This is a genomic window from uncultured Methanobrevibacter sp. (assembly GCF_937898925.1).
Taxonomy (GTDB): domain Archaea; phylum Methanobacteriota; class Methanobacteria; order Methanobacteriales; family Methanobacteriaceae; genus Methanobrevibacter.
The window spans coordinates 16,179-42,116 of record NZ_CALDKF010000086.1 but is presented as its reverse complement, the minus strand read 5'-3'; the positions used below and the strand labels follow the sequence as shown (position 1 = coordinate 42,116).

General features: G+C 31.7%; 20 protein-coding genes. 8 read left to right on the top strand and 12 right to left on the bottom strand.

Going from position 1 to position 25,938, the window contains the following annotated elements; translation table 11 throughout:
- Positions 1-141 precede the first annotated feature (141 nt).
- Both Q0409_RS07135 and Q0409_RS07130 read left to right on the top strand, forming a co-directional pair.
- Positions 142-1,638, top strand: a complete 1,497-nt coding sequence (locus Q0409_RS07135) for an acetyl-CoA carboxylase biotin carboxylase subunit (protein ID WP_298536443.1) — start codon at positions 142-144, stop codon at positions 1,636-1,638.
- A gap of 102 nt (positions 1,639-1,740) precedes the next feature.
- Positions 1,741-2,655 carry a biotin--[acetyl-CoA-carboxylase] ligase gene (locus Q0409_RS07130; protein ID WP_298536441.1) on the top strand — a complete coding sequence of 305 codons (915 nt, stop codon included), beginning with the start codon at positions 1,741-1,743 and terminating at the stop codon, positions 2,653-2,655.
- Between the two features lie 187 nt (positions 2,656-2,842).
- Here Q0409_RS07130 and Q0409_RS07125 read toward each other — a convergent pair whose 3' ends face one another.
- The 3 genes from Q0409_RS07125 to Q0409_RS07115 form a co-directional block, all read right to left on the bottom strand.
- On the bottom strand, positions 2,843-4,003 hold the full coding sequence (locus Q0409_RS07125) for a TIGR03576 family pyridoxal phosphate-dependent enzyme (RefSeq protein WP_298536439.1): 1,161 nt from the start codon (positions 4,001-4,003) through the stop codon (positions 2,843-2,845).
- Positions 4,004-4,132: 129 nt separating this feature from the next.
- The gene (locus Q0409_RS07120) at positions 4,133-4,450 is read right to left on the bottom strand and encodes a hypothetical protein (protein WP_292788048.1); all 318 of its coding nucleotides are present in this window, start codon (positions 4,448-4,450) and stop codon (positions 4,133-4,135) included.
- A gap of 245 nt (positions 4,451-4,695) precedes the next feature.
- Positions 4,696-5,232, bottom strand: a complete 537-nt coding sequence (locus Q0409_RS07115) for a FumA C-terminus/TtdB family hydratase beta subunit (protein ID WP_298536438.1) — start codon at positions 5,230-5,232, stop codon at positions 4,696-4,698.
- 211 nt (positions 5,233-5,443) lie between these two features.
- On the opposite strand from Q0409_RS07115, the gene Q0409_RS07110 reads away from it, so the two are divergent.
- Positions 5,444-7,261, top strand: a complete 1,818-nt coding sequence (locus tag Q0409_RS07110; RefSeq protein ID WP_298536436.1) for a DUF2070 family protein — start codon at positions 5,444-5,446, stop codon at positions 7,259-7,261.
- 27 nt (positions 7,262-7,288) lie between these two features.
- Positions 7,289-7,414 (top strand): hypothetical protein, encoded by a 126-nt coding sequence (locus tag Q0409_RS07105; RefSeq protein ID WP_292788053.1) that lies wholly within the window; start codon positions 7,289-7,291, stop codon positions 7,412-7,414.
- A gap of 281 nt (positions 7,415-7,695) precedes the next feature.
- Here Q0409_RS07105 and Q0409_RS07100 read toward each other — a convergent pair whose 3' ends face one another.
- The gene (locus Q0409_RS07100) at positions 7,696-7,968 is read right to left on the bottom strand and encodes a hypothetical protein (RefSeq protein WP_298536435.1); all 273 of its coding nucleotides are present in this window, start codon (positions 7,966-7,968) and stop codon (positions 7,696-7,698) included.
- A gap of 275 nt (positions 7,969-8,243) precedes the next feature.
- Here Q0409_RS07100 and rqcH point away from each other — a divergent pair, with 275 nt between their 5' ends.
- Complete coding sequence (rqcH, locus tag Q0409_RS07095; protein ID WP_298536434.1) at positions 8,244-10,256, top strand: ribosome rescue protein RqcH; 2,013 nt, start codon at positions 8,244-8,246, stop codon at positions 10,254-10,256.
- A 188-nt stretch (positions 10,257-10,444) separates the two neighbouring features.
- On the opposite strand, the gene Q0409_RS07090 is transcribed toward rqcH, so the two are convergent.
- Together Q0409_RS07090 and Q0409_RS07085 are read right to left on the bottom strand one after the other, a co-directional pair.
- Positions 10,445-11,161, bottom strand: a complete 717-nt coding sequence (locus tag Q0409_RS07090; RefSeq protein WP_298536433.1) for a metal-dependent hydrolase — start codon at positions 11,159-11,161, stop codon at positions 10,445-10,447.
- A gap of 50 nt (positions 11,162-11,211) precedes the next feature.
- On the bottom strand, positions 11,212-13,002 hold the full coding sequence (locus tag Q0409_RS07085; RefSeq protein ID WP_298536431.1) for a hypothetical protein: 1,791 nt from the start codon (positions 13,000-13,002) through the stop codon (positions 11,212-11,214).
- A gap of 534 nt (positions 13,003-13,536) precedes the next feature.
- Between Q0409_RS07085 and Q0409_RS07080 the strand changes: the two genes are divergently transcribed.
- Both Q0409_RS07080 and Q0409_RS07075 read left to right on the top strand, forming a co-directional pair.
- Positions 13,537-13,722 carry a class III signal peptide-containing protein gene (locus Q0409_RS07080; RefSeq protein WP_298536448.1) on the top strand — a complete coding sequence of 62 codons (186 nt, stop codon included), beginning with the start codon at positions 13,537-13,539 and terminating at the stop codon, positions 13,720-13,722.
- A gap of 41 nt (positions 13,723-13,763) precedes the next feature.
- Entirely contained in the window at positions 13,764-13,958 is a 195-nt protein-coding gene (locus Q0409_RS07075; protein ID WP_298536429.1) for a class III signal peptide-containing protein, read from the top strand.
- A gap of 273 nt (positions 13,959-14,231) precedes the next feature.
- On the opposite strand, the gene fwdF is transcribed toward Q0409_RS07075, so the two are convergent.
- The 6 genes from fwdF to Q0409_RS07045 form a co-directional block, all read right to left on the bottom strand.
- Positions 14,232-15,200: a tungsten-dependent formylmethanofuran dehydrogenase subunit FwdF gene (gene fwdF / locus Q0409_RS07070; protein ID WP_298536427.1), complete on the bottom strand. Its 969-nt coding sequence runs from the start codon at positions 15,198-15,200 to the stop codon at positions 14,232-14,234.
- Between the two features lie 341 nt (positions 15,201-15,541).
- The gene (locus Q0409_RS07065) at positions 15,542-16,003 is read right to left on the bottom strand and encodes a phosphopantetheine adenylyltransferase (RefSeq protein ID WP_298536446.1); all 462 of its coding nucleotides are present in this window, start codon (positions 16,001-16,003) and stop codon (positions 15,542-15,544) included.
- A gap of 277 nt (positions 16,004-16,280) precedes the next feature.
- The gene (locus Q0409_RS07060) at positions 16,281-18,650 is read right to left on the bottom strand and encodes a transglutaminase domain-containing protein (RefSeq protein WP_298536425.1); all 2,370 of its coding nucleotides are present in this window, start codon (positions 18,648-18,650) and stop codon (positions 16,281-16,283) included.
- Positions 18,651-19,607: 957 nt separating this feature from the next.
- A complete protein-coding gene (locus Q0409_RS07055; RefSeq protein WP_298536423.1) occupies positions 19,608-20,525 on the bottom strand; it encodes a cation diffusion facilitator family transporter in 918 nt (305 codons plus the stop codon).
- A gap of 324 nt (positions 20,526-20,849) precedes the next feature.
- The gene (locus Q0409_RS07050; protein WP_298536422.1) at positions 20,850-21,965 is read right to left on the bottom strand and encodes a pyridoxal phosphate-dependent aminotransferase; all 1,116 of its coding nucleotides are present in this window, start codon (positions 21,963-21,965) and stop codon (positions 20,850-20,852) included.
- A gap of 156 nt (positions 21,966-22,121) precedes the next feature.
- Positions 22,122-23,891, bottom strand: coding sequence for a radical SAM protein (locus tag Q0409_RS07045; RefSeq protein WP_298536420.1), 1,770 nt, complete (start codon positions 23,889-23,891; stop codon positions 22,122-22,124).
- 372 nt (positions 23,892-24,263) lie between these two features.
- On the opposite strand from Q0409_RS07045, the gene Q0409_RS07040 reads away from it, so the two are divergent.
- Positions 24,264-25,877: a transglutaminase domain-containing protein gene (locus Q0409_RS07040; RefSeq protein ID WP_298536418.1), complete on the top strand. Its 1,614-nt coding sequence runs from the start codon at positions 24,264-24,266 to the stop codon at positions 25,875-25,877.
- Positions 25,878-25,938 lie beyond the last annotated feature (61 nt).

Sequence of the window (25,938 nt, the reverse complement as noted above, 5' to 3'; positions counted from 1 at the left end):
AATTTAATATTAATATTAATCATATATAATATTATAATGATTGATAAATAATATATAATTACAAACATAATGATAAAATCATAATCATATATTTTTTATCATAATTTTTAAGATAATTTAAATTGAAAAAAGAGGTAAAACATGTTTGAAAAAGTACTTATTGCAAATAGAGGAGAAATTGCTATACGTGTTATGAGAGCATGTCGTGAATTGGACATGAAAAGTGTAGCAGTATACTCAGATGCTGATAAAACTTCTCTTTATACTAATTATGCAGATGAAAGCGTTCCTTTAGGAAACCCTTCTCCAAGCCAGTCTTATTTAAACATTGAAAAGATCATTAATGCTGCAATTGAAACTGGAGCAGATGCAATTCACCCAGGATACGGATTCTTAGCTGAAAATCCGGAACTTGGAAGACAATGTGAAAAGAATGGAATCAAACTTATTGGCCCTAAAGGAGAGCATATTGAAAAAATGGGAGATAAAATCACTTCCAAACAATTAATGAAAGATGCAGGTGTCCCTGTTATTGAAGGTACTCCTGATGGAATCACTGATGTTGAAGAGGCAAAGGAAATTGCTGAAGCAATCGGATACCCTGTAATCATCAAGGCATCAGCTGGTGGTGGAGGAATCGGTATGCGTGCAGTTTATGAAGAGGACGAACTTGTACGTGCACTTGAAGCAACCCAATCAGTAGCTTTGAAAAACTTTGGAGATGCAACCGTATTCATTGAAAAATACCTTGAAAAACCAAGACACATTGAATTCCAGGTTTTAGCTGACGAACATGGAAACACAATCCATGTAGGAGACAGGGAATGTTCCATCCAAAGAAGACACCAAAAGCTATTGGAGGAGGCACCTTCCCCAATCATGACTGAAGAGTTAAGAGAAAGAATGGGTGAAAGTGCAGTTAAAGCTGCTGAATCCATTGGATACAACAGTGCAGGAACTGTAGAATTCTTGTATGAGAATGGAGAATACTACTTCCTTGAAATGAACACACGTATTCAAGTGGAACACCCAATCACCGAAATTGTAACCAATACTGATTTAATCAAGGAGCAAATCAAAATCGCTTGCGGTGAGGAATTGGAATACGAGCAAAAGGACATTCAGATAAGTGGACATGCTATTGAATGCCGTATCAATGCTGAAAACCCACTTGCTGACTTTGCACCAAACCCTGGTAAGATTACTGGTTACAGATCACCTGGTGGGCCTGGTGTACGTTTAGACAGTGGAGTCTACATGAATTATACAATTCCAACTTTCTATGACTCAATGATTTCCAAATTGGTCACAAGCGGCCGTACAAGAAACGATGCAGTCAATAGAATGAAAAGAGCATTGAGCGAATACATTATCTTAGGTGTAAAAACCACTATTCCATTCCATAAGGCAATCCTCAGAAATGAATCATTCCTTGCAGGTGACTTGCACACCCACTTTGTAGATGAGCATAAGAAATGGATTGACGCTGAAATGGAAAAAGTAATTGCAGAAGATTTGGAAAGGGTAAATCGTATGAAATCCACATTTATGCCTGGAAAGAAAATAGCTGCAATCTCTGGAGCAGTTGGAACTTACTTCAATGCTGCTCAAGCGCAACAGCTTAAAAAACAAAAATAAACTGCAAAAATAAAATAAATTTTAATAAAATGAAATTTATAAAATAAAAGACTAAACTCATAAACTAAACTTATAAATTAAACTCATATTTAAGTGATTATTATGAAAAAAGAAATGATAAAGCTTTTACTAAGCCATAATGTAATTTCAGAAGAGGAAGCTAAACGTTTAGACTCAATAAACGATGAAGCTATTGAAGAATCCATCAAGGAATTAGGATTCGGAAAAACTGAACACATTACAAAAGATAAAATTTGCGAAAACCTCGAAACTGAAGAAATCGCTAAGGAAATCCTTTGTTTCAGAAAAGTGTTTTCCACTAATTCAATAGCTAAATTTTTAGCTAATCACGATGCTAAAGAAGGTACCGTGTTGATTTCTGAAATTCAGACTAACGCAAGAGGAAGATTAGGAAAGAAATGGGAAGCTCCTGAAGGCGGAGTATGGATGTCCCTTATCTTAAGACCTCAAGTTCCTCCTGCAAGAATTGGTTTAATCACCTTGGCAACTGGTGTAGCAATAGCTAAATCAATCAGATCTTTAGGTGTTGATGCAAGAATCAAATGGCCTAATGATGTCTTGATTTACGGAAAAAAGATATCTGGAGTATTAACTGAAGTCAATGCAACTTTCAATGAAATCGACTGGATTGTTGTAGGTATTGGAATTGACAGCAACCTCAAATTAGAGGATTTCTCTGAAGACATTAGAATAGGCACAACCACATTAACTGAAGAATTGCCTACTAAAGTCGATGAGAATGAACTCATTGCAATTTTCCTAAATGAATTTGAAAAGGTTTACGAATTATATAAAGATGGTGAGATAGAAACCATTCTTAAGGATTGGAGAGACCTTGCAGATACCATTGGAAAATACGTAAACATTACCCAAACCGGTGGAAAAATCACCCAAGGTTATGTTGTTGGAATCAACAACGAAGGTAGTTTAATCATTGAAAGACAAGACGGCACATTAGAGAAGATCATCTCCGGTGAACTTAGAACCGTTGAATAAAATTAAAAACTATTATTTCAAATTTATTTTAAATTGAAATCAAACAAAAATAGTACTTTAAATAAATAGAATAAAATGAAATTAATTTTTCATTTTATTACCTCTTTTTCTAAAAAATAAATTAAAAAAATAAAAAGACCTAAAATAAAAAGGTCTAAAATAAAAAAAACTCTTTTTTTAACTAATTTTAATAGAAAATCAATTCTTTTGACTTTTCAACATCTTGGGATAAATCCAAGAATCTCTCAAAGGACTGATCTACTTTTTCATATAACTCATTTAAATCGATATCAATTACATCCTGAGTAGATAAATCAATACGAATTGTAGCAGAGGCACCAGGCATGCCAACTGCAGGTATTGTAATTATGCCAAAGTCCTTCAATAAAACCATAGCCCATAAGAAACAGCAGTCCTTTTTTGAAAGCTCTGTTTTAACATTTAGCTTTTCTAATTGGTTTTTCAATGCATCTTCACTTACCATAACACCAGTTGGTGTCTTTTCAAACATCTCGTACTTTTCACTTAATAATTCATAGAACTCTTCTTTTCTGGAAATTGCTTTAACCAAGTTCTCTTCAGTGTAATTCTTGATTCCGTTTACCATAGCTAAAATCAATGGAGGTTGAGCTTCAAGACCAAATTGATTTGCCTTAACCTTTATCTCATCAATCAATTCTTCTCTTCCAGCCATTAATCCGCCTCTTGGTCCTGGCATTAACTTATCTGTACTGGTAACAACCAAATCCGCTCCAAGTTCTGTAGCTTTCGCTTGATTGAAAACAGCAGTTCTGAGCCTTGCACCTGAAGCATCATCAACAAGAACAGGAATATCCTTTTCATGAGCCATATCAATGACTTTCTTAAAGAGTTCCTCATCAATGACCTTATGATCCATTGTTGAGCCGGTTACAACAACCAATGAAGTGTTTTCAGGAATAGTGAACTTATCGATGTCAACGAATTCATCATAGCTTGCCCCTACAATTGCACAAGACCTTGGAATAGATGGGTGAGCTGGAAATTCAGCCAGGAAATGACTTACATGGTCACCTTCATTAACCAATGCCAAAATACTTGCCAAGATCCCGGAACTTGTCCTGTTAACTGCCAAGACCTTTTCTCCTCCAAGATGTTCTTTTCCCACAATTTGGAGCTCATCTTCAAAAATAGCTGGACCTACATAAGTTTCCAAGAGATCCAATTCATCATCATTTGCTATAAAGCCACCGGAAAGTCCAGTAACATCATATAATGAATCCCTTCCATTATCGTTAATGATTTCCTTAATGATTTTCAATGCAGATTCCCTTTTCTTAACTTCATCCAATGAATTATTGACAATCATGATAAAACCTTAAAAAATTCTAAAAACATAAAAATTAACTAAAAAAAGTGAATTAAATTATAAATTAAATTAAAAAATAGATAAATAATTCCAATAATGGAATTATAAAGAAAAAGAATTAAAAAGAAATTAGTCTAAAAGACTTAATTCGAAATCAGAGAATGATTCAATGATTACTTTTAAATCCTTTTCACTGATGTCCATTTGAGTAAACTCTTCACCTTCAGAATAAGCGTATTCTGCATGAACGATGTTTCCATCTGGACTAGTGTATAACATGACGAAGTCTTCTTGCTTTTCAGGATTTTTAGTAGGTAAACTGATTGTGAAAGAAAGACCTAATTGATTGAAGAATTTTTCTTTTTCCTCTTCATCCTTATTGCATTTTTTTAATTTTCTAATTCTTGACTTTAATTTCTTTTCAGCTGCTTCTGCAATATCTGCCATTATATCACCAAAATAATCATAAATTCTTTAAATAATTAATCTGATAAAAATTAAATTAAACTAATATGATAAACTAATAAAATAAAATTAATATAGATTATTATGATATTTAAAATAATTAGTATATAAATATTTACTTATTGATATTTGCATTACTATTTGAAAACAATATTAGTCATAAAGATTAGTCAAAATATTAGTCATAAAGATAAGTCAAAATATTAGTCAAAATATTAGTCAAAATATTAGTCATAAAGACTGTTTCCTTCACTGTCCATCGCTACAATCAATGGGCCGAATGAATCAACATCCAAATCCCAAATGGCTTCAGGCATTCCAAGGTCAAGCCAATTTACTCCTTTTATTTCATTGACCTTATCAACATACAATGCTGCACAGCCACCAGTTGCCACTACATAAACTGCATTGTTTCTCTTTAGAGCTTCCCTGACAGAATCGTCCATTCCACCTTTACCAATGATGATCTTAGCGCCCATATCCAAAACATCCGCTTCATACGGATTCATTCTCATGGAAGTTGTAGGGCCTACAGCAACCATCTTATATTTTGGTTCTGAATCATCTTTGTTTTCTTCTTCCTGAATAATAGGTCCTGCATGGAATAAGACTGCTCCTTCAATGTCAATTGGAGCTCCCTCTTCCAAGATTCTTTTATGAGCTTGATCTCTTGCAGTCAATATTTGACCGGAGATTGCAATAACATCTCCAGCTTTTAATTTGTTAATATCCTCATCAGTAATTGGGGTTTTTAATTCTATCATGAATTCACCAAATAAATTTTATAAATTTTGAAACCTTAAAACATACCCTTAAGAATTTCAAAAATAAATAGAATAAGTTTTATATAAAAAATTTCATATATTATATATTATATTATTTAATTTATTTATTTAGATATATAAAAATAATCTAAATCCAAATAATTTAAATTAAATTAATTTTAATTAATTGAAGAGTAAAGGTTGATTATTAATGTCCAGTATGAGTAATGTAGCAGGATTATCAAAATGGATTAGAACATTGCCTAATGCTAAAAGTTCAGTGCTAATGATAATTATACTAAGTTTTATTATAGGAGTTCTCCTATTTTTATTACAGCCGGTTAGTGTAGGAAACGGATTGGAAGACTTCTTCTACGGAGGGGCATTCGGTTTTGTTGTATTCGGATTGCCTGCAATCATAACCGGTTCCACTGATCAATTATGGGTAGAATCCCTTAATGGAATCAACCTTAAGGCTAAGCACTCCATGTTCTTAGCATTGGTCTCAATGTCCCTTGCAGGAATTGTAGGTATCATTGGAACAGGAGTAGGTCTTATTTTCAATATGAATTTATTCTTTAACTCCATCCTATTCGGTTGTGTTATTGCATTTGGGTTCAATATTCTTGTTATATTAGCCACAACCAGAATAAAGCTCTTCAATTCATTTATCATTGCAATTATCCAACCATTGCTTATGATTGGAATGCTCATTATCACAAGTTTCCTAAACAATATTGATTACATATTCTCACTAGGATATATTACTACAATATTTAAAGTGATTATAGCAAGTGTAATCTTCCTGATTGCAATCTATGCATTCATCAGTGTTGTAGAGTCTCCTATGAAAAAGAATTTAGGATTTGGAGCAATGGAAATCCTAAGTTATTTCATTTTACATATGAATGAGGGAACAAATACAATTGAACAATTGTTTGACAATGCTGGAGAAGCTATTGATACTCTTGTAGGTGTTGCAAGCTTTAGAAGGCTTGACGGAAGCATTAAAGCATTGTTTTTAAGTCCTTGCGTTCACCCAGGACCTCTTGGAGACATTGGAGGTTCCAATATGCCAACAATATTGGCAAATAGCTTTGATGCATTCACTATGGTTGCACATGGTCCATCAACCCACGACTTCAACCCAGTATCAAGCGATGAAATCGTTAAGATAGAAGATGCTGTAAGAAAAGCCTTAGACAATATGGAATACTCTCCAAAGGCAAGTGAATTCATTAGGTATTCCTATAAAAAAGCAAATGTCGGGGTTCAATTCTTCAAGAATGGAACCATTATGCTTTCTACATTAGCCCCATCAGGCAGTGATGACATAGAATATGCTGTAGGGCTTGCAGCAATGATAGAAAGCCAGAAAGAATTAGGAACTGAAAACAATATTTTAGTTGACTGCCACAATTCCTTTAACGAGGAAAAAGGAGGAGTTCTTCCTGGAAACCCTGAATTGTTCCAATTAATCGATACAATCAAGTTAATAGAGCCATTGGATCTGGAACACGACATTAAAGTTGGATGTTACTATACAGACCTCGGTGGATTCGATAAGCATCAAGGAATTGGTGAAAGCGGTTTGAAAACCATGGTCGTTGAAGTTAATGGACAAAGAACTGCTTATGTATTATTCGATTCAAACAATATGGAATTAGGATACAGAGAAACCATTTTCAATGCAGTTGAAGACTTGGATATTGATGAGATTGAAGTTATGACCACAGACACACATACAGTTAATACATTATCTGCAGGTTACAATCCAGTTGGAACTGTAGAGAAGGAAAAGATCATAGAGTTTGTGAAAATTTCAATCAATGAGGCAATTAAGGATTTAGAGCCAGTGGAAGCTGGAACAAATACTGAAAGAATCCTAAATCTTAAGACATTCGGTCCAAATAATTCCACAGAACTTATTTCTACCATCAGTTCCATCGTAGCAGTAAGTAAGATCATTGCTCCATTGACATTTATTGTAGCGATCATCTTTGTAATCATTTGGATATTTGTATTATAATTAATTCTTATATGTTGAGGTGAAAGCATGATTACTTGCAATGTATGTGGACATTTAAATCCTATCGGTGCATTAATATGTGAAAACTGTGGATCTGACCTTTCTGACAGCCCAGATTTAGGTGGATTCGATGAGGATGATGAATATTATTAAAGTTTTTTAATTAAAAAACTTTTTTCTTTTTTTCTATTTTTTAACATTTTAAACTTTTTTAAACAATTAATCATTAATTAATTTTTTATCAACAAACTATTTTTCATAAAAAAATTACAAAAAAGCTCTTTTTAAACATAGACATTGAATAAAAATAAGAAATTAGAAATAGTGAAAAATAGTAAAAAATTAGTAAAAAATAGTAAAAATAGTTAAAAATAGTTAAAAATAGTTAGAATTTAAAAAAATGAATAAAATAAATAAAAAAAGAAACTAATTATTTATAAATAATTAGTTAAAATAGTCCATAAAATGAACCAACAGAATCCGAATGGAAGGATTCCATCCCATAACCAAGTTGAAAATCCTTTAACTTCTTCACCAAACATCTTTTCACAGAATTGGCCTATGAAATAAAGAAGTACTAAACCCACAATAAATGCAAATACATGATTTTTGAATCCTAACATTCCAGTTGTAAATGCAGTGGATATGAGAGCTGCAACTATTGCAGCAACAAGATGAATTGATACAGTTTTAACAGTGACATCCATTAATTTTTCCTCCAATAATAAAAATAAATATAAATAAATTTTGATTTTTTTATTTGATTTTTTATTTTGATTAAATAAAAGTTTTTTAAAGTTTTAAATATAATTAAATCATATAAAAACTATAACTATAATTATATAAGTTGATATAATATATAAAATATTGCATAAAAATTATAGATAATCATTAAAAATCCATTAAAAAAAATCTTTTTAATGTGTTTAAAAACAAATTTAAAAAATAATTCAATCATTAATAATTATTCAAGTGATAAAATATGAAATCAATGACAAATGTTGACATTTACACAATATGTCAGGAATTAAATGATTTGCTGGTTGGAGCAAGAGTGGATAAGTCATTCCAGCCTACTAAGGACACTGTGGTAATGAGATTCCATAAGGCAGGAACAGGAAGACTGGACCTTGTTATACAAGCTGGGAAAAGAATCCATTTAAGCCAATACCCATTGACAAATCCTCAAAATCCACCAAGTTTTCCAATGCTTCTAAGAAAGATAGTGAAAGGAGCAAATGTAGTGAGCATAGAGCAGCATAACTTTGACAGGGTTGTTGAAATCAAGATGAAGAAGGAAGAGACCTACACCCTTATTGTTGAGCTATTTTCACAAGGAAACATCATACTCTTAAACGAATCCAATGAAATCATGTTGCCTCTAAAGAGAAAGCATTGGAGCGATAGGGACATAAGCTCCAAAAAGGAGTATGTATTCCCTCTCGAAAATGGAATCAATCCAATCACATTGACAATCGATGGATTCAAGGAGATTGTGGCTAATGGGGAAGATGAAGAGATTGTAAGGGTTCTTGCTACAAATGGTCTTGGTAGCCTATATGCTGAAGAGATCATGGCGAATACTGAAATAAGCAAGAAAGCATCATGCTCATCCTTAAGTGCTGAGGAAATGAACATCATTTTCAATGCATTGAAATCAGTTTTCGAACCTTTGGAGAAAAGACAGTTCACTCCAATGATTGTAAACAACAAAAAGGAAATAGAGCAATTGGAATTGGAGAATCCTCTCAAGAAATACAAATCAAAGGAAGATGTCATTTCAATCAACTTAAGCCAATATGAAGGATTTGAAGTGGAAAGCTTTGAAAGCTTCAATGAGGCCTGTGACGAATTCTACTCCTCCAAAGTGAAAAATGAAATTACAGGAATTCAGGAAGCGGCATGGAACAAAAAGGTTTCCAAATTTTCCAAAAGGCTTGAAAAGCAGGAAGAGACATTGCATAACTTTGAAAAAACAATTGAAGATTCCCAAATGAAAGGGGAACTTCTCTTTACTAATTACGTTCAAGTTGACAACATATTAAATGTAATAAAAGGTGCAAGGGAAAAGGATTATGGATGGAAGGAAATAGGAAAGACCTTGAAGGATGCCAAGAAATCAGGAATGGCAGATGCACAGATATTCGAATCCATGGATCCTTTAGGAAACATCACATTAAGAATAGATGATGTAAGCATTGCCCTTGACTCCAAGAAATCCATACCAGATAATGCTGAAGTCTACTATGAAAAGGCAAAGAAAGCCAAACGAAAAATCAAGGGTGCATTAATAGCTATTGAAAACACCAAAAGACAGCTTGCAGATATGGAAGCCAAAAAGGAAAAGGCCATGGCAAATATCATGGTTCCACAGAAGAGAGTCAAGAAGAATCTCAAGTGGTATGAGAAATTGAGATGGTTTGTATCAAGTGATGGAATTTTAGTTGTTTGCGGTAGAGACGCAGGTACCAATGAAGCGGTTGTAAAGAAATATTTGGAACAAAACGATATTTATTTACATGCAGATATACATGGTGCTCCTTCCGTTGTAGCAAAAGTTCAATCCGATTCATTAAATGACAATTTGCTTAAAGAATTAGGTGAGTTTTCAGCTTCCTTTTCAAGTGCTTGGTCAAAAAACTTCACATCTCAAGACGTCTATTGGGTGGAACCAGACCAAGTTTCAAAAACCCCCGTTTCAGGGGAGTTTGTGCCAAAAGGCGCATTTATCATTCGTGGACATAGAAACTATATTAGAGGAGCAAAACTTGAGATATCCATAGGCATTGTTGAGTATGATGGTGAAAAGCGCATAATGGCTGGACCAACTGATGCAATGAAACATCATACCAATAAATTTGTAACAATAAAGCCGGGCTTTACCAAAAAGGAAAAAATAGCTAAGGAAATATTATCCAGAATCAATGAAGATAATCTATTGAGTCTAGATGATATTGTAAGGGTATTGCCTAGTGGAAAATGTGATTTTGTTTAAATCCATTTTCTATACTTTTTTTAAAAAAATAGGGATAATAACTAAAAATAAAAAAAATAGATAAAAATAGCTAAAAATATAAAATATAACTAAAAATAGCTAAAAATATAAAATATAACTAAAAATAACTAAAAATGAAAAAAATAGATAAAAATAATTAAAAATATTCAAACTTTTTAAAGTTTGAATTATTCTTCTTTTTCAAAATCTGGTTTGTAATATTCCAATGGATTCATGACTACAACATCAACTCTTGGATGAAGTTGATTTACAAAATTGGAAAATACTGCAGGATCCTGTTCAATTACAGGAAAAGTGTTGTAATGCATTGGAATTACAACTTTTGGAGCTAACCACATTGCTGCAAGCGCTCCTTCAAATGGACCCATAGTGAATTTGTCTCCAATTGGAACCATTGCAATATCAGGCTTATAGATTTTACCTATGACATTTTCCATATCAGAGAACAATCCAGTGTCTCCTGCATGGAATACTTTTGTACCGTCTTCAAAAGTGAATAGGAAACTTCCAGGGTCACCAGCAGGACGAATCTCTTCAGTGAAATCAATAGAAGAAGAATGTTTTGCATCTAACATAGTGATTTTAATTCCTTGAATAAAAACAGAACCTCCAGTGTTCATGCTGACACAGTCAAATCCTTGTTCACCTAAGAATAAAGAGATCTCATGGTTTGCAACAAGAGTTGCATTTGTATTGTTAGCTATTTCCATCGCATCTCCAAAATGGTCAGAGTGACCATGAGTTATGCATATGATGTTTGCTTCCAATTCCTCAACAGGAAGAGGGCAAGCAGGATTATTGCTAATAAATGGGTCAACCAATATCTTTACTCCTTCATCACTGATCAATTCAAATGCGGAATGACCTAACCATCTAATTTCCATAATTTCACCTTTTTCAATATCATTAGTAAATAAAAGTAAAAAAATTAATTTTAATTATTGTTTTCAACAAGTGCACTGATATCCAAGTCATTAGCCAATTTCCAAGAGGATTCAAACAATACCTTGATGTTTTCCACTGATTCCACATCATCATAAACTGCACCATATTCGAAATCATCCTCATCTATACTATTGGATATCAATAATGCATGGGATGTGTCTCCAATCAAGTTAAATGATTCTACAGAAGCTAAAGTCTTGATTTCAACTCCTTTCTTAATAAGGGAACTTAATAGAAGAACATAGGAAATATCCTCCAAATCAAATTCCTCAATGATAACTCTTGATTTGATTTTTGTAAGGCTTGAGAGGAATCTGTCACCCATATCCTTAATGGTTGGAGCTTCCAGTAAAATCTCTTCTTTGGAATGACTTGCAACCTCTTCAAAAGCTTCCTGTGAAGTTAAGATTCCCTTTTCACAAATGACATAACTGTTCAATAGTTTTGGAATAGGAATTGATTCCGGATTGTTAGGGTCAATTGTAATTGTCTCATCAGGAGTACCTGCTATTTCAGAAACAGGTGCAACTGGAAGTTCCTCTGCCACAGCGGGTGTGTGGACTTTTGGAACAGGTCTAGGAATTTCCTCAACCTTAGCTTTAGGTTTTGGAGCCTCATCTATGAAAGATTTCTTATGAGGTCTGGATAAGTTTGCACTAGCATCTTTCTTAGAAGCTATTGGATTTGTAGAAGCAATGGATGTTGGTCTTGGCAAGTTTTCAACATCAATGGCTGAATCAGGAGTTATATATCCCAAATCATCAGACACTTGGGCATCAACTGGGGAATCCTCTTCAATTGGTTCTTCCACATAATCATCGTAAACTATGCCATGCTCCTCCCTATAACCTTCATCTGCATAGATTGGAGTTATGAAATCCTCTTCGCTGGATTCATCATAAATCACATTATTATAGAGAGTATTTCCAGACTGAGACAAATTATAAACCGGCTCTTCTTGTGGTTCTAAATCAATCTCATCAATAGGCATGATGATTTCTTCATCAATGGTTTTAGGCATTAGGCTGTAGCTTTCATCAGATACATCGTTGTCATAGACTGTTTCGGCATCACCAACACTTGCCAAAGCCTTTGAAATCTCAAGAGACCTTTTAGGAGCATCAGCAAGATTAATTGTTTCCTTGGATTTCCTTTTAGGCCTGCGAGTAACTCTCATAGGCTTTTCATAATTAGGTGTGAAGTAGACAGTATCAGGATTGGATTCCTCTTGATCTTCTAAATAACCATAACTTCTTTTTTTAGGGTTGCTAGACTTTCTAATAGATGGGAGCTTGAATTTAGGCTTTTCTTCATTTACTGGTTTAGTCTTGAGAACCTGTTTGGATTGATCCACTGGCTCGCTGAATCTTGTCTTGGTTTCTGCTTGTTGACTGTTATTTAAGTACTCATCAAGAGTCATTGAAGGTGAATCATCATGACGTTTTAGAATTGATTTGGATTTTGAATTGGAATTGGAACTGCCATCCAATTTGGAATTAACTAAATCCTCGACCTCTTTAGCACTTTCTATTACACGAGAAAAAGTGTCATTTTTAGATCTTTGATTCAATCTATTGCGTCTTGAGTTTCTATTCAAGCTTCTTGAATCTAAAATTCTTAAGATAAATGCTGGAAGTAACTTGTATAAACCGAAAATGGTGATTAAAACACCTATGATTAGAATTAAATCTATTAGACGATAAACGATACTTCCATAAACAAGAACTAAACCAATGACTGTTAATAAAATACCAGTAAATATATCTAACGAATCTGCCAATTAACCCACCTAAAAATATCAAATAATAATCAAAAAATGGTTAAATTAAGCCTATAATAAAAAATTAACCATTATTAATATTTATATATAATATTAATCATTTATATAATTTTGTTTTTAATTAATAAAAAAAGGCCTAAAAATTAGTAAAAAAACTAAATTATAATAAAAAATCGATTAAAATAAAAAATCTGTGATAAATTCATAGTCTAACAATAAATAAAAACAAAATTAAATAAAATTTAAGAGAATGGGCAATTTATATGAAGATTGTAAAATCCAAAAATGATTATAATATTTTAAAATAAATGAAAAAGACGATATGAATGTTAAATTTATTTTAAAGAGTAAATTATACTTTATTTGTAATATTAACCTCAAATTATTTCCTAAATTAGAAAAAAAGACAATATTTAAATAATAAGTCATTAAGATTATTTAACAAAAGAGGTGAAATGAATGATTTTTAAAAAATATAAAAATGAAATTGGCACAAGCATAAGTGAAAGCATAAAATATAATCTTAAATCAAGCATTGAAGCTATTTCAAAGGATAATAGAGGCCAAGGAGCTGCAGAATATATTCTGTTATTCGGAGGAGTGATTGTAATAGCTTTAGCAGGACTGTTGATTTACAGATCTTACTTCAGCAATAATGCAAGCGGATTGAATGCAACACAGGATATAAGCTCCATTAGAAACAATGTAAGCATTTATTGAATTACAGAAAAAAACTTGTAAATCTTAAATGGTAAAATATAATGAATGAACTAGAATATCTTAAATTGGACAATAGAGGCCAAACAAGTGTTGAAGTAATTTTATTGATAGGTTCCATTTTAGTGATTTCAATCATTTGCGGAACTTACATCTATAAAATCAATTTGGAAATCAATGATCTATTCAATGAAACGCTTTCTAAAGGAAGACTTTTTTTGCTTAATAAATTAGATTAAACTAAAAAATCCTGGTAAAAATCCTAAAAATCAATTTTATACAAAATAAAACAGCTGAAAAAATGAAAAAATAGACTAGTAATGTTATAATAAGTAAAAAAAGTTAAAAAAAGTAAAATAATTAAAAAAAGAAAAAATAATAAATCTTTCTAAGTAAATAGAAAACCCCCGCAAACTAATTGTTAAATGGAGATTTATTATTTTATAAATATGACAATATGATTGATTGAAAATAAAGAATTTAATTGAATAGAATTAAATAATTCATTCAATCTAATCAAGTAATCTTTCTAAAGTTGCTTTCCAAGAAGCTGATGAAACATTGGTTAATTTCATGTCAGTTCTTTTGACAACAATTCTTTCTTGAGGACATACTTTAGTACATGCACCGCATAAAACACAGTATTCATCATTGAACTTAGCGACATTATCTTCAAGAACAATTGCATTACATGCACAAAGGTCTACACAGGATCCACAACCTACACAGTCCTCTTCAGTAGTGGTTATTTCACCTTCAAATGGTTTGGTAACTTCTGCTGCATCTACAGGGCAGATTTCCTTACACCATCCACAGTTGATACAATCGGATCCAATGAATATGTCACCGGTGATTTCAGGCTTTTCGATTTCATCGCTATGCATACAGGTAACACATACTGTTTTGATTGCTTCTTGAGGACATACTCTCTTACATACTCCACAGTAGACACATTTATCCTCATCCACTTCAATGGAACAAGCTTCAGGAGTATTTACAACAGTGATTGCATCTGCAGGACATAATTCAGCACAAGCGCTACAGTAGATACATTCCTCATCGTTTATTGAAATTTCACCTTTCAACAAGTCATTTCTATCAGGCAATTCCCTTTTGAACAATATTGCATCTTGAGGACATGCTACAGTACATCTTCCACAGAATTCACATGCTTCATCATCAATTGCAGATTCATGAGTCCAAGTTGGATAAGCAGCCAAGTCTTTGGAACTTGAACCATCAATTTCAAAGTCCAATGCTCCAAATGGACAAGCAGATGCACATAAACCACAAATAACACAAGTGTCTTCATCTATTGCAAGCTTGTTTCCATCTATCTGACCTCTTGCAATACCTAAAACATCCCCTAAATCTAAGGAGCTGGTTGGACAAGAGTCAGCACATATTCCACATGCTAAACATACATTATTATCATAAGATAATTTTCTTGTTTCGCTTCCATCTCTTTGAATAAAAATCATAACAATCCCACACTTAAATAAATATCTAATTGTTATATCATATAAAGTATACTAAATAATTTTAATATATTTAATACTATATTTATCGACATGAATATATAAACATAACGATTTAATTTTAGGGAGCGATTAAATATTTTTCTAAATTTCATGAATTTTTAAAAAATACTTAATTTAAATAGGTTATACAAATAAATTAAAGAAAAAAATGATTTAAATTAAAAATAAAGGATAAACTTCCGAAAAAATTAGTAATAAAAAATAAGCAAAAATGAATAAAAAATAATAAGAATCAGGAACTTAATCCATAAAAGTAATAAAAAATGAAAAAATGGAATTGCTTATATCAATTCACCTTTCTGATTGATTTTTCCTTGACGTATACGAGTGGAAGAAATAGGTATTCCATCATCTGCCAAGACAAAGCTTACGACAACTATATCAAGTGGCTTCATGCCTTTACTAACTCTGATTTCATTGATTTTTATAGCATTAGGTTCAGTTTCCTCACTAACAACAATTGCATCATAATCCTCATCATGAATAGTTGGACCATAAGGATCATCCAAACGTGAAATATGGAAATTCTTATACTTTGTACCTAAGAATTCATTTAAATTAGCCATACGAACATTGCAAGAGTCTATATCCCCTTCCTTCTGACCTGCGAAAACATTGGAAGTGACTCCTATTTCAACATTTTCACCAATTTCAAAAGCCTTGGCAATCAAGCTTCTATGACCATAATGAAATTTGTCAAATGTTCCCCCAACAGCTACTCGTTTATACTTTGCCATAATAATCAACAAATATTCGTTAAAAACAGTTTTATAAAAAAATCAATTAATCTACAATTTAAATTTAAATTTAAAGTTATATAAACTTAATGAAAATAATTTAAAAAATATCCTATAAAACAAAATAAGTAAAGATTTAAAATTAATTAAAATAAATAAAAATAGAATTAAAATAAATTAAAATAAATAAAAATTTAATTAAAAAATTTTTAAAAAAAATAAAAATTATAGAATAAAACTTTAAAAGAATTATTCTATCTCTCCAATCAAATAATAAATAAATCTAGAATGGTATAAGCGCATAATTCTTAGGTATGCTATAAGATTTGGTATTCCAATTCTTAATGTTACCTAATTCATTTCTGCGGCTTGTTGCATCAGCAGTATACCAGGTTTGTGATATTGGATCGTAAACTTGAGCCCATACGTGACCAGTATTTAATCCGCTAGCGAATTTACAGTTCTTTGCATGGGAATATCTTGCATAAATACCTACAGACCTGCACATTGCTACAATCAAGTTAGCCTTATCACAACAGTTACCGCCTTTGGAACTTAAAGTACCTTTTGCTCCTTTTAATGAATTTGTATAGAAATTGTATCTGATGTCATCTCTCACAAATTCAAAGATAGCATTTGCCTTAGCCTTAGGGCTTGACAATCCAGCAGTTAATTGTTTCGCTTTCTTTTTAATAGCATCGTTAAGTGCGGATTTACCGCCTGTTTTCAAGTATTTAGCAAATACATCTGAATCGAATATCTGCCTATAGTTTAGGATTTTACCATTTTGACTAATGGAAATGGAGTATCCTCCTCTAACCAAACTGGTTTTAACTGTTACGTAAGAAGGCAATTTTTTATGGTTGCCATAATAATCCAATGCAGCAGTAAACGCATAAATGTAAAGGTTTGCTTCCATTTTACCTAAATTAGTTGGCTTGTAATTAGGAATACGTTTATTTTCATTAACAAAGCTTGTAACATTCTTTGCTAACTTAAGGTATTCCGCTTTATATAACTTACCACTAATCTTGCTTCCAGAGGAATTGTAATTATTTGATAAATCCTTAATTTTAACATTTGCTTTTGAACCGCTATTAATGTTGGTTATAGCACCAGCCATAAGATATGCAAATTCATCCATAGTGTACTTTCTGCCATCAATATTTACGCTGTATTGCTTATTTAGAATATTGATGTATTCGACACGGACCTTTAAATCCTTAGCTGCAGTAATGATTTTTGATATGCTGATAGATGGTTCAACCACTTTAACCTTTGTTGAAAGCTTGGATGAATCATAATACTTATTTCCAGCATAGCTCACTTCAATAGGATAAGTTCCTAATTTGTAGTTCATTACCAAACTAACTTTACCTTTTGAATTGGTAGTTTTGGTAAAGGTCTTGCCGTCAAGGGTAATGGTCACTTTCTTATTTGACAATGCTTTTCCAGCAGAGTTCTTTAAAGTGATGTAATAATTAAATCCTTTTCCAACAGAACTATCAGAACCTTTTATCTTGGTAGATCCCTTTTCAACAGTCAAATCAGCATTTGCAGAAGATTTGACAAACATATCATTTCCTGGGAAACTAATTTTCATTTTTAAAGTACCGAGATACTTTACAGGAACAATTGCCTTTCCCTTTGAATTAGTTTTCAGTTTGTATGTTACATTCTTATTGGTTACCTTAACAATGAGCTTCTTGTTCTTTACAGGATCGCCATTGGATTTTTTAAGGTTTACAACAAAATCTTCACCATACTTCAAGGAAGTAGAGGAATATGATAATGCTGTTTTACACTTAATAGGTTTTACATATGATTTTGTTGAGGATTTGTATAAATTATCATTACCTGCATAACTAATGATAACAGAAAAACTCTTTTTAGTGGTTACGAAAAGTTTTGCTTGACCTTTGGAATTGGTAGTTATCCTATAAATTTTATTATTAAATGTAGGAATTCTAAACTTAATCTTTTTACCACTTATAGCTTTTCCGCTTTTCTTATTCACTAAAGTGACAATCAACGGAGTTGATCTTGGAACAGTGGTATTTTTAACTTTTAGACTGGTTCCGCTTTTTAAAACCTTAATGTATTTTGTGATTTTAAAAGCCTTAAAGGAACTGTCTCCTTTAAATTGGATAATAGTCTTAAAAGTTCCAATCTTATGGTAATTAAGCTTTACCTGTCCTTTTGAGTTAGTGGTCATAGTAAAAACTTTTTTCTTACTAGGTACACTAATTTGAACTTTTTTACCACTTAATACTTTACCATTCTTATCTTTTAATGTAATAACTATAGGAGTTCCAGAGTAAATTTTAGTCTTTGACACAGTTATGCTGGTTGCAGTCTTTACAGTTGATGATGAGGAATTTGTATCTTCAAATATAGCCTCATGGCTATTGTCCTCTTCCCCTTCACTTAAAGTGGAACTAGCATCATTAGAAGCGTCAGCAGCACTTGAACCTAAACTGGAAGTAGCTTCATTAGATAATTGATCAGTATAAGAATTTCCAACTGACTCTTCAGATTCAGAATCGATAGAATCACTAAGAATATTAGAGTTATCTGGATTATTCGACATATCTAAGGCATCACTTGCAGACACTCCACTTATTGCAATGAAGAATAAGCAGAATATTGCCAAAAGCAATGCTCTTTTCTCTAACGAAATTTTTTCACCTCAATACACTAAAAAAATACAAATTTAAAAGTTTTAAAAAAATAACTCTTAAAATCAAATATCTTTAAAATTATTTTTTATTTTACTAATGCAATAAAAAATATGAGTTCCTCAATAAGAATTAAAAAAATTTCATATTTTAGAAATTTCTATAATATTAAAATCTTATTAAAAAATCTTTATTAAATGAAATAAAAACTCATAGTATTTTATTGAAAATTTATCCAATGAAATACTAAAAATAAAGATAATTAAACTATTTTTAGATAATATTTTTTTAATGTTATGTATAATTAAGGTATAATACCTTATAAATCTTTCCCATAAAAATTTTAAAAAATAAGAAAGGTATACTCTTTAAACTAATTGAATCTAATTATATTTAGTTGTTTTTATTTTTAAATATAAAAAAATTATTTAAAATAATAATCTAGTTAAATTAAACTGTTACAAATAAAAATAGCTATTTAGAATAAATAATAATAAAAAAAGGTTAATAATTCGAATTAAGATAAAATAATGGCTAAAATTAATTATTTTATTAAAATTTAATAGGATAATAATTGAATAATTAAAATATAAACAAATATTTATTATTTAACTTTAAAAAGAACAATAAATATACTAAATAAATAAAATAATTCAAAAATAATAAACCTATATGAAAAATCAATTAAAATCATTTAAATAATGAAAAAAACTAATAATATTTGTCCTTTATATTATTTATACTCGATTTATTTAGCTTTAATTGAAAAATAAACCTTATTTAGCTAGAAAAGGAAAAATAATTTAAAATTTTAATTTATTAAGAAAAAATGTTAAAATTTTAAAGAAAAATAATTTAAAAAATAAACAAAAAATTGAAAAATTTTTTTCTATGTTTTTTATGCTTAAGCCATATTTTGATGATGATCTTAATCATTCATCAAGTTGTTGATCATGGTCATATTCCAAACCGAATGGACATGCATGAGCAGTTACTCCATGAATAAGATCTATATCCTCCAAAATCTTATTCTGAACCAAATGAACAATCTTATGGGATTCATCTAAACTCATTTCCGGCGGAAGCTCAATGTGCAAAGTGACTGTAGCATATGAACCTAAATAGTTCACCCTTACATCATGTGTACCGCAAACCTTGTCAACGGAATTGGAAACCTCTATGATCTTATCAACCAAATCTTGAGATGGAACCTTCCCCATGATGTTATCTAGGTTCTCACGGACAACCTCAACTGCTGTTTTAACAATCAATAAACCGATTACCAATGCAATCAATGGGTCCAAACGAGGGTAACCATATTGGGCAATGAGGATACCGAACAATATTGCAAGTGATGACATTATATCAACTCTTTGATGCTTTCCATCAGCAACAAGTGCAGGACTGTTTGCCATTTGTCCCAATTTAATGATATACTGACTCATTGCAAAATTTACAATAACACCAGTAATCGCCATGACAATAGCTATAGGTTCTGGAATCGCAAGTGTACCTCCAAAGAACAATCTATATAGGGCACCAGTAATGATTTCGTAAGCAATGATTGCCAAGAATACTACAATAACCAATCCTGCAATTGCTTCAGCCCTTCCATGACCTAATGGATGCTCAGCATCTGCAGGCTTGCTGCCTATCTTGAATCCAACATAAGCTATTACTGAGGTAACTATATCAGATATTGTATGGGCCCCTTCAGATATAAGCGCATAACTTCCGGACATTATCCCTACAGCGATGTTGAAAACAGTCAGGAAAATATTTCCTAAAATAGCCACATAAGCTGCCCTTTTTCCTAACCTTTCCCTATCCTCTTTTTTCATATTATCCATTCTTTATGTTCATTGATTGATTAAATAAATATTCAATACTTAATCTTGTTATCAAATTACCATTTATCCATTTATTAATTTATATTTTACTGATTGATTTAGTTTAAAAATAATAATAATCTTATAAAAAAATCCATTATGTAATACAAAATTTAATATTTTTATTACCACTTAATATTCTGTAAGTTTTAATATATAATTCTTATTAAAAAAAGTTGAAAAAAATGCAAAAAATAAAAGATTTTTAATTATAAAAATCTCTTAAAATAAAATTTAAATAAAAATTTAAAGCAAAATTGAAAATAAAATTAAATGGATTAAAATCTAATAATCCAAATCCTTTAAGATATCCATTGCCTTTTCAATGTTTTCATATGAATTAGCATAGGACATTCTTACATGCTCTTCTCCTAAGCTTCCAAATGGAGATCCTGGAACTGAGATGACTCCAGCTTCTGCAGCAGCCTTTACAAATTCCATAGGCCTATCAACTTTAGGGAAAACATAGAATGCACCTTTGCAGTCCACTGTTTCATATCCCATATCGTTTAAGCTTGAAACTATCAAGTCTCTTCTTCTTGAAAACTCAGACACCATATTTTTTACAGAGTCTTGTGGTCCAGTAAGAGCTTCAATAGCTCCAACTTGAGAAACAGAAGGTGCATTTGCAGTACAGTATTGGTGAACCTTAAGCATGTTTTCAGTCACTTCATCATTTGCAACCATATAGCCTACTCTAAGGCCTGTCATTGCATAGGTTTTGGAAAATCCATTAATGGTTATTACATTGTCACAGTATTCCGCAGGAGAGTGGTTTTTGGTTCCATAAATAATCTTTTCATATATTTCATCTGAAATGATATAAAAGTCATGGTCTGTTGCCAAGTCTGCAATTCCCTTGATATCCTCCTTATCCATTACTGCACCAGTTGGATTTGAAGGTGAGTTGATGATCAATCCTTTTGTGTTCTTGTCAATCTTTTCCTGAACGTCTTCCACTTTCATCTTGAATTCATTTTCCATTGGAGTGGTAAGTTCAACCACATTAGCTTCAGCCAATTGCACACAAGTGTAATATGACAGGAATCCAGGATTTGGAACAAGCACATTATCTCCTTTTTCAAACAAAGCCTGTGCAGCAGTGTATAATGATTCACTTGCACCGCAAGTTACTATAACGTTTTCAGCATCAGCCTTTATATTGTTGTCCTTAGCAAGCTTATCTACAATAGCTTCTCTAAGTTCAATCAATCCTTTGTTTGAAGTGTATTTGGTGTATCCTTCATCAATAGCTCTTTTCATTGCATCCTTGATATTTTGAGGAACATCAAAGTCAGGTTCTCCGATTCCTAGATTTACTGCATCAGGATTAGTGACTTCAAACATCTTTCTAATTAGAGATAATTCTATTTCTTCAACTCTTTTTGCAGGATTTAACATAATAACACCTTTAATAAAAAATAACAATTAATAAGATAATTTAATCGAATTTGAAATTGATTATTGAAAATTAAATTTTAAATTGATTATAAAATTGATTATTAAAAAATAATAAATTTATACATTAATATATTGGAATTAATATTTTATATATTTTTAATTGCAAGCTCCGCAATTGTAACATATTCCCTCTTCACACCAGGGAGTCTGTTCACCAGTCCTAATCTTTTCATATTCTGACTTCAAGAACTCCTTGCTAACGCTTACATTGATTGAATCCCAAGGCAATTCATCTTCCAAATCATAACTTGGAGCATTTTCACCCCACTCTCTAATGCTGATCTTCTCATTCAATGCCCTTTCGATAAGGTTTCCGATATCCTTGTCTCCACAAGACAGCACATATTGTATAAGTCCCATCTTGGCACTATCAAACTTAATGTTCAAACCCTTAAGATTCTTCTTGAGATATCTTATCTTTGACTTGATTTCCTTCATGTCATAGCTTTCCCACTGAAGAGGGGTATGTGGCTTTGGAATTACAGGGTTTACACTAAAGCTAATTGAAACCTTAGCCTTTTTCTTAGACTTGGATTTTTTATCCTTTTTCCTTGATTTTTTAGATTTTGAAGCACTTGAAACAGCATCATTTTCAGAAGACGAATTAGGTATTGATTTAATTGAATTGTCGTTTAATTTAATTGAAGATGTTGAATTTAAATCAATATTATACTTCATGGAATCAATTTGCTTCATCATATTTGAAAGTTCTTCAATATCGTCTTCAGACTCATAGGGCAAACCGATTAAAAAATACAATTTAATATTAAAACCTAGTTCAACAGCATCACTTATTACCCTTAGGACTTCCTCATCCTTGATGTCCTTATTGATTCTGCGCCTTAGGGAATAAATTGATTCAGGAGCTATTGTCAATGTCTTCAATCCACTTGACTTAAGTGCAGTCAAGGTTTCCCTTGTGATTGATTCAATTCTCATAGAGGGGGTTGATACCTGAAATCCCCTTTCCTTCAATCCTTCTGTCAAGTCATTTATCCGTGAGTAATCGGATACAGCTGCACCAATCAATGATATCTTATTCAAGCCAGTGTTTTCTCTAGCTTCCTCTGCAATTGAAAAGAGATCATTCAAATTGGTTTCCCTAAGAGGCCTATACATATAACTGGACATGCAGAACCTGCATCCTCTTGTACATGCCCTTGAAACATTCAATAGAATTGAATTTGAAAATGCAGGAATGAAATCCTTATCATCGGTTTCTGTAACGATTGGACAAGTCAGATGATAAATGCTTTCCATATCCTCTGACAGCACTATATTTGTTTCATTGTTGAATTCAGATATGTATAAACCTTCAATGTCTAAAAATGGAGCCAAATCCATTTTATCATCAATGCCATCTTCATTTTCATTGATTTTATTATTTTTACTCTTTTTACTCTTTTTAGATAGCTTTAATGAGGAATACAAATCCAAAAAGTCATACATTACAGCTTCCGCTTCCCCAACAACAAAAATGTCTATAAAGTCAGATAAAGGCAATGGATTAGCACTAGCGCAAGGACCTCCAGCAATGATTAAGGGATCATCTGATGTTCTGTCTTCCCTTCTAAGTGGGATGTCAGCTTCCCTCAACATCTCCAGCACATGGAAATAGTCCTGTTCATATTGAAGGGAAAATGAAACAATGTCAAAGTCAGACAATGGACTGTTGGTCTCCAAACTTCTTGTGGAAGGATAAATGATTCTTTCAGAGTATGTATCCTCCCTTTCATTGATATAATTATAAATGATCTGGTAACCTAAGGAACTCATTGCAGTCTTGTAAACATTTGGATAAACCAATCCAAAACGTATGTCTGCCTTAAGTGGATTCTTTATAATTATATTCTTTTCCTTAAACATGCTTTAGTCCTTTTTAAAATACTTGTTTTTATTAAAATCAATATAAAGTTTGTTTATACGAATATAATAAATTTTACTATGATTAAACTTAAATTTTGATATGAAATTTACGAAATAAAATCAATTTAATAAGCAGAATATAAATCTTAATCTCATTTTAATATTTATTTCAAGATATAAGTAATATATAAGCTTTTTTATGGAAACAAAAGTGTGATTTTACACAAAAGCACAATTAGAAAATATATTTAAATTAAAAAGTTAAAATATGAATTAACTAATCTTTAAAATAAAAAATAACAATTTTAAGGATAGTTTAAAAAATAAAAGGAGGAGAATAAATAAAAATGAGGTGTTAGCATTAGAACTAAAATGATTATTTTAGCTTTATTGGTAGTGCTGTTTTTCAGCATAAGCAGCATAAGCGCTCAAAGCGTGAATAATTCTAATGATGTGGATAAGAATATCCTTAAATCCAATTCTTCAAGCAACAAGGCTGCTGTAAATATTGCCTCTAAAGCAAAGACAAAAAGCACTAATAAGACAAGCACAACTAAAACAAGCACAAGCAAAACAAAAGCAAATACAACAACAGTGAACAAGAAGACATTGGCAAAGACATCTACAAGCTTTATGAACTATGTGGAGAAGAATGGGAAATTCCCTAAAGTTAAAATCAGCAATAGGAACTATTCAAATACGGAATATTTGTATCTGATGACAAAGGCAGTTGAAAACAACTCAAATTCAAAGATTGTGATTAAGAAGAATTTAGTTAAGAAGTACAGCAACACAAATTCAAAATCTGTAAAAGGAACCTTGAATAAGACGGAATATGTTAAGATAGCCAGCAAAACCAGAAAATTCATTGATAAGAACAAAAGAGCTCCTAATTGGGTTTCATCATCTAAGGGAAATATCCCATATAACCAGTTGATTCTTTCATACAGCAAATGCTTGGATTTCTTCAATAAAAACAATAGATTGCCTAATTCAATAAAGCTTGATGATTTGGATTTGGATAAGATCAATTCTAAGATAAAAAAGAATGCCAAATCCACTGTAAATTCCAGTGCAAAGCCAAGCAATAAAACAACAAATAAAACTACATCCAATACTGTAAAGAGCAATAAAACTAAAGCGACAAATAAAACAAAAAACACTTCAAATGAGCCCTCCAATAATGAGGATAGATCTGTTAAAGAGGAAAGCTTAGCTGAAATGGCACTGAGTAATATCCATAATATATTGAATAATATTTTAGATAGGCTGGATCCTAGCAAATACCTATTGGATTTAACTAAATCTGATGAGGCTAACATTAATCTTAATACCAGCAAAATCAATGTGGACATAAATGGAAAATCAACTGTGAATGTTAAGGTTTCTGCCAAGAATGCAACAAAGACAACAAAGGCAACTACAAAGAAAACCACAGCAAGCACTAATAAGGCAAGCAAAACTAAAGCAAGTGTTTCAAAGACTGCTACCAAGTCAGTAAGCTCAAGCAAGACCACCATCAGTGAAGCTTTAAGGAAATACCTTTCAAGCACTAAAAACTGCCAAGTTAAGAATAAGGATATTCAGGATTTGGCAAAAACACTTACTTCCAAACTCAAAACAGATTATGAGAAGGGTAAAAAGCTATTCAATTGGGTTCGTGACAATATCCAGTATAAAAAATATCGAAACACATTGAGAGGAGCTGTAAAGACTCTCAAGGCAAAAAAGGGAAATTGCGTTGACCAAAGCCATCTATTGATTGCATTGTCAAGAGCTTCCGGAATTCCTGCAAGATATGTCAAGGGAGGAGGCTGCAAGTTTACCAGCGGCTATGTTTCCGGTCATATCTGGACTCAATTATATATAAACAAAAAGTGGGTGGTTGCAGATACAACAAGCCCAAGAAACACTTTAGGAAAAATCAGAAACTGGAATACAAAAAGCTATAAGTTATATGGCCAATTCTGTTCCATAAGCTTTTAGATTACTCAATCAAATTATTAATCTTTAGTTTTAATTGATTATTAAGCATAAATAATAATCG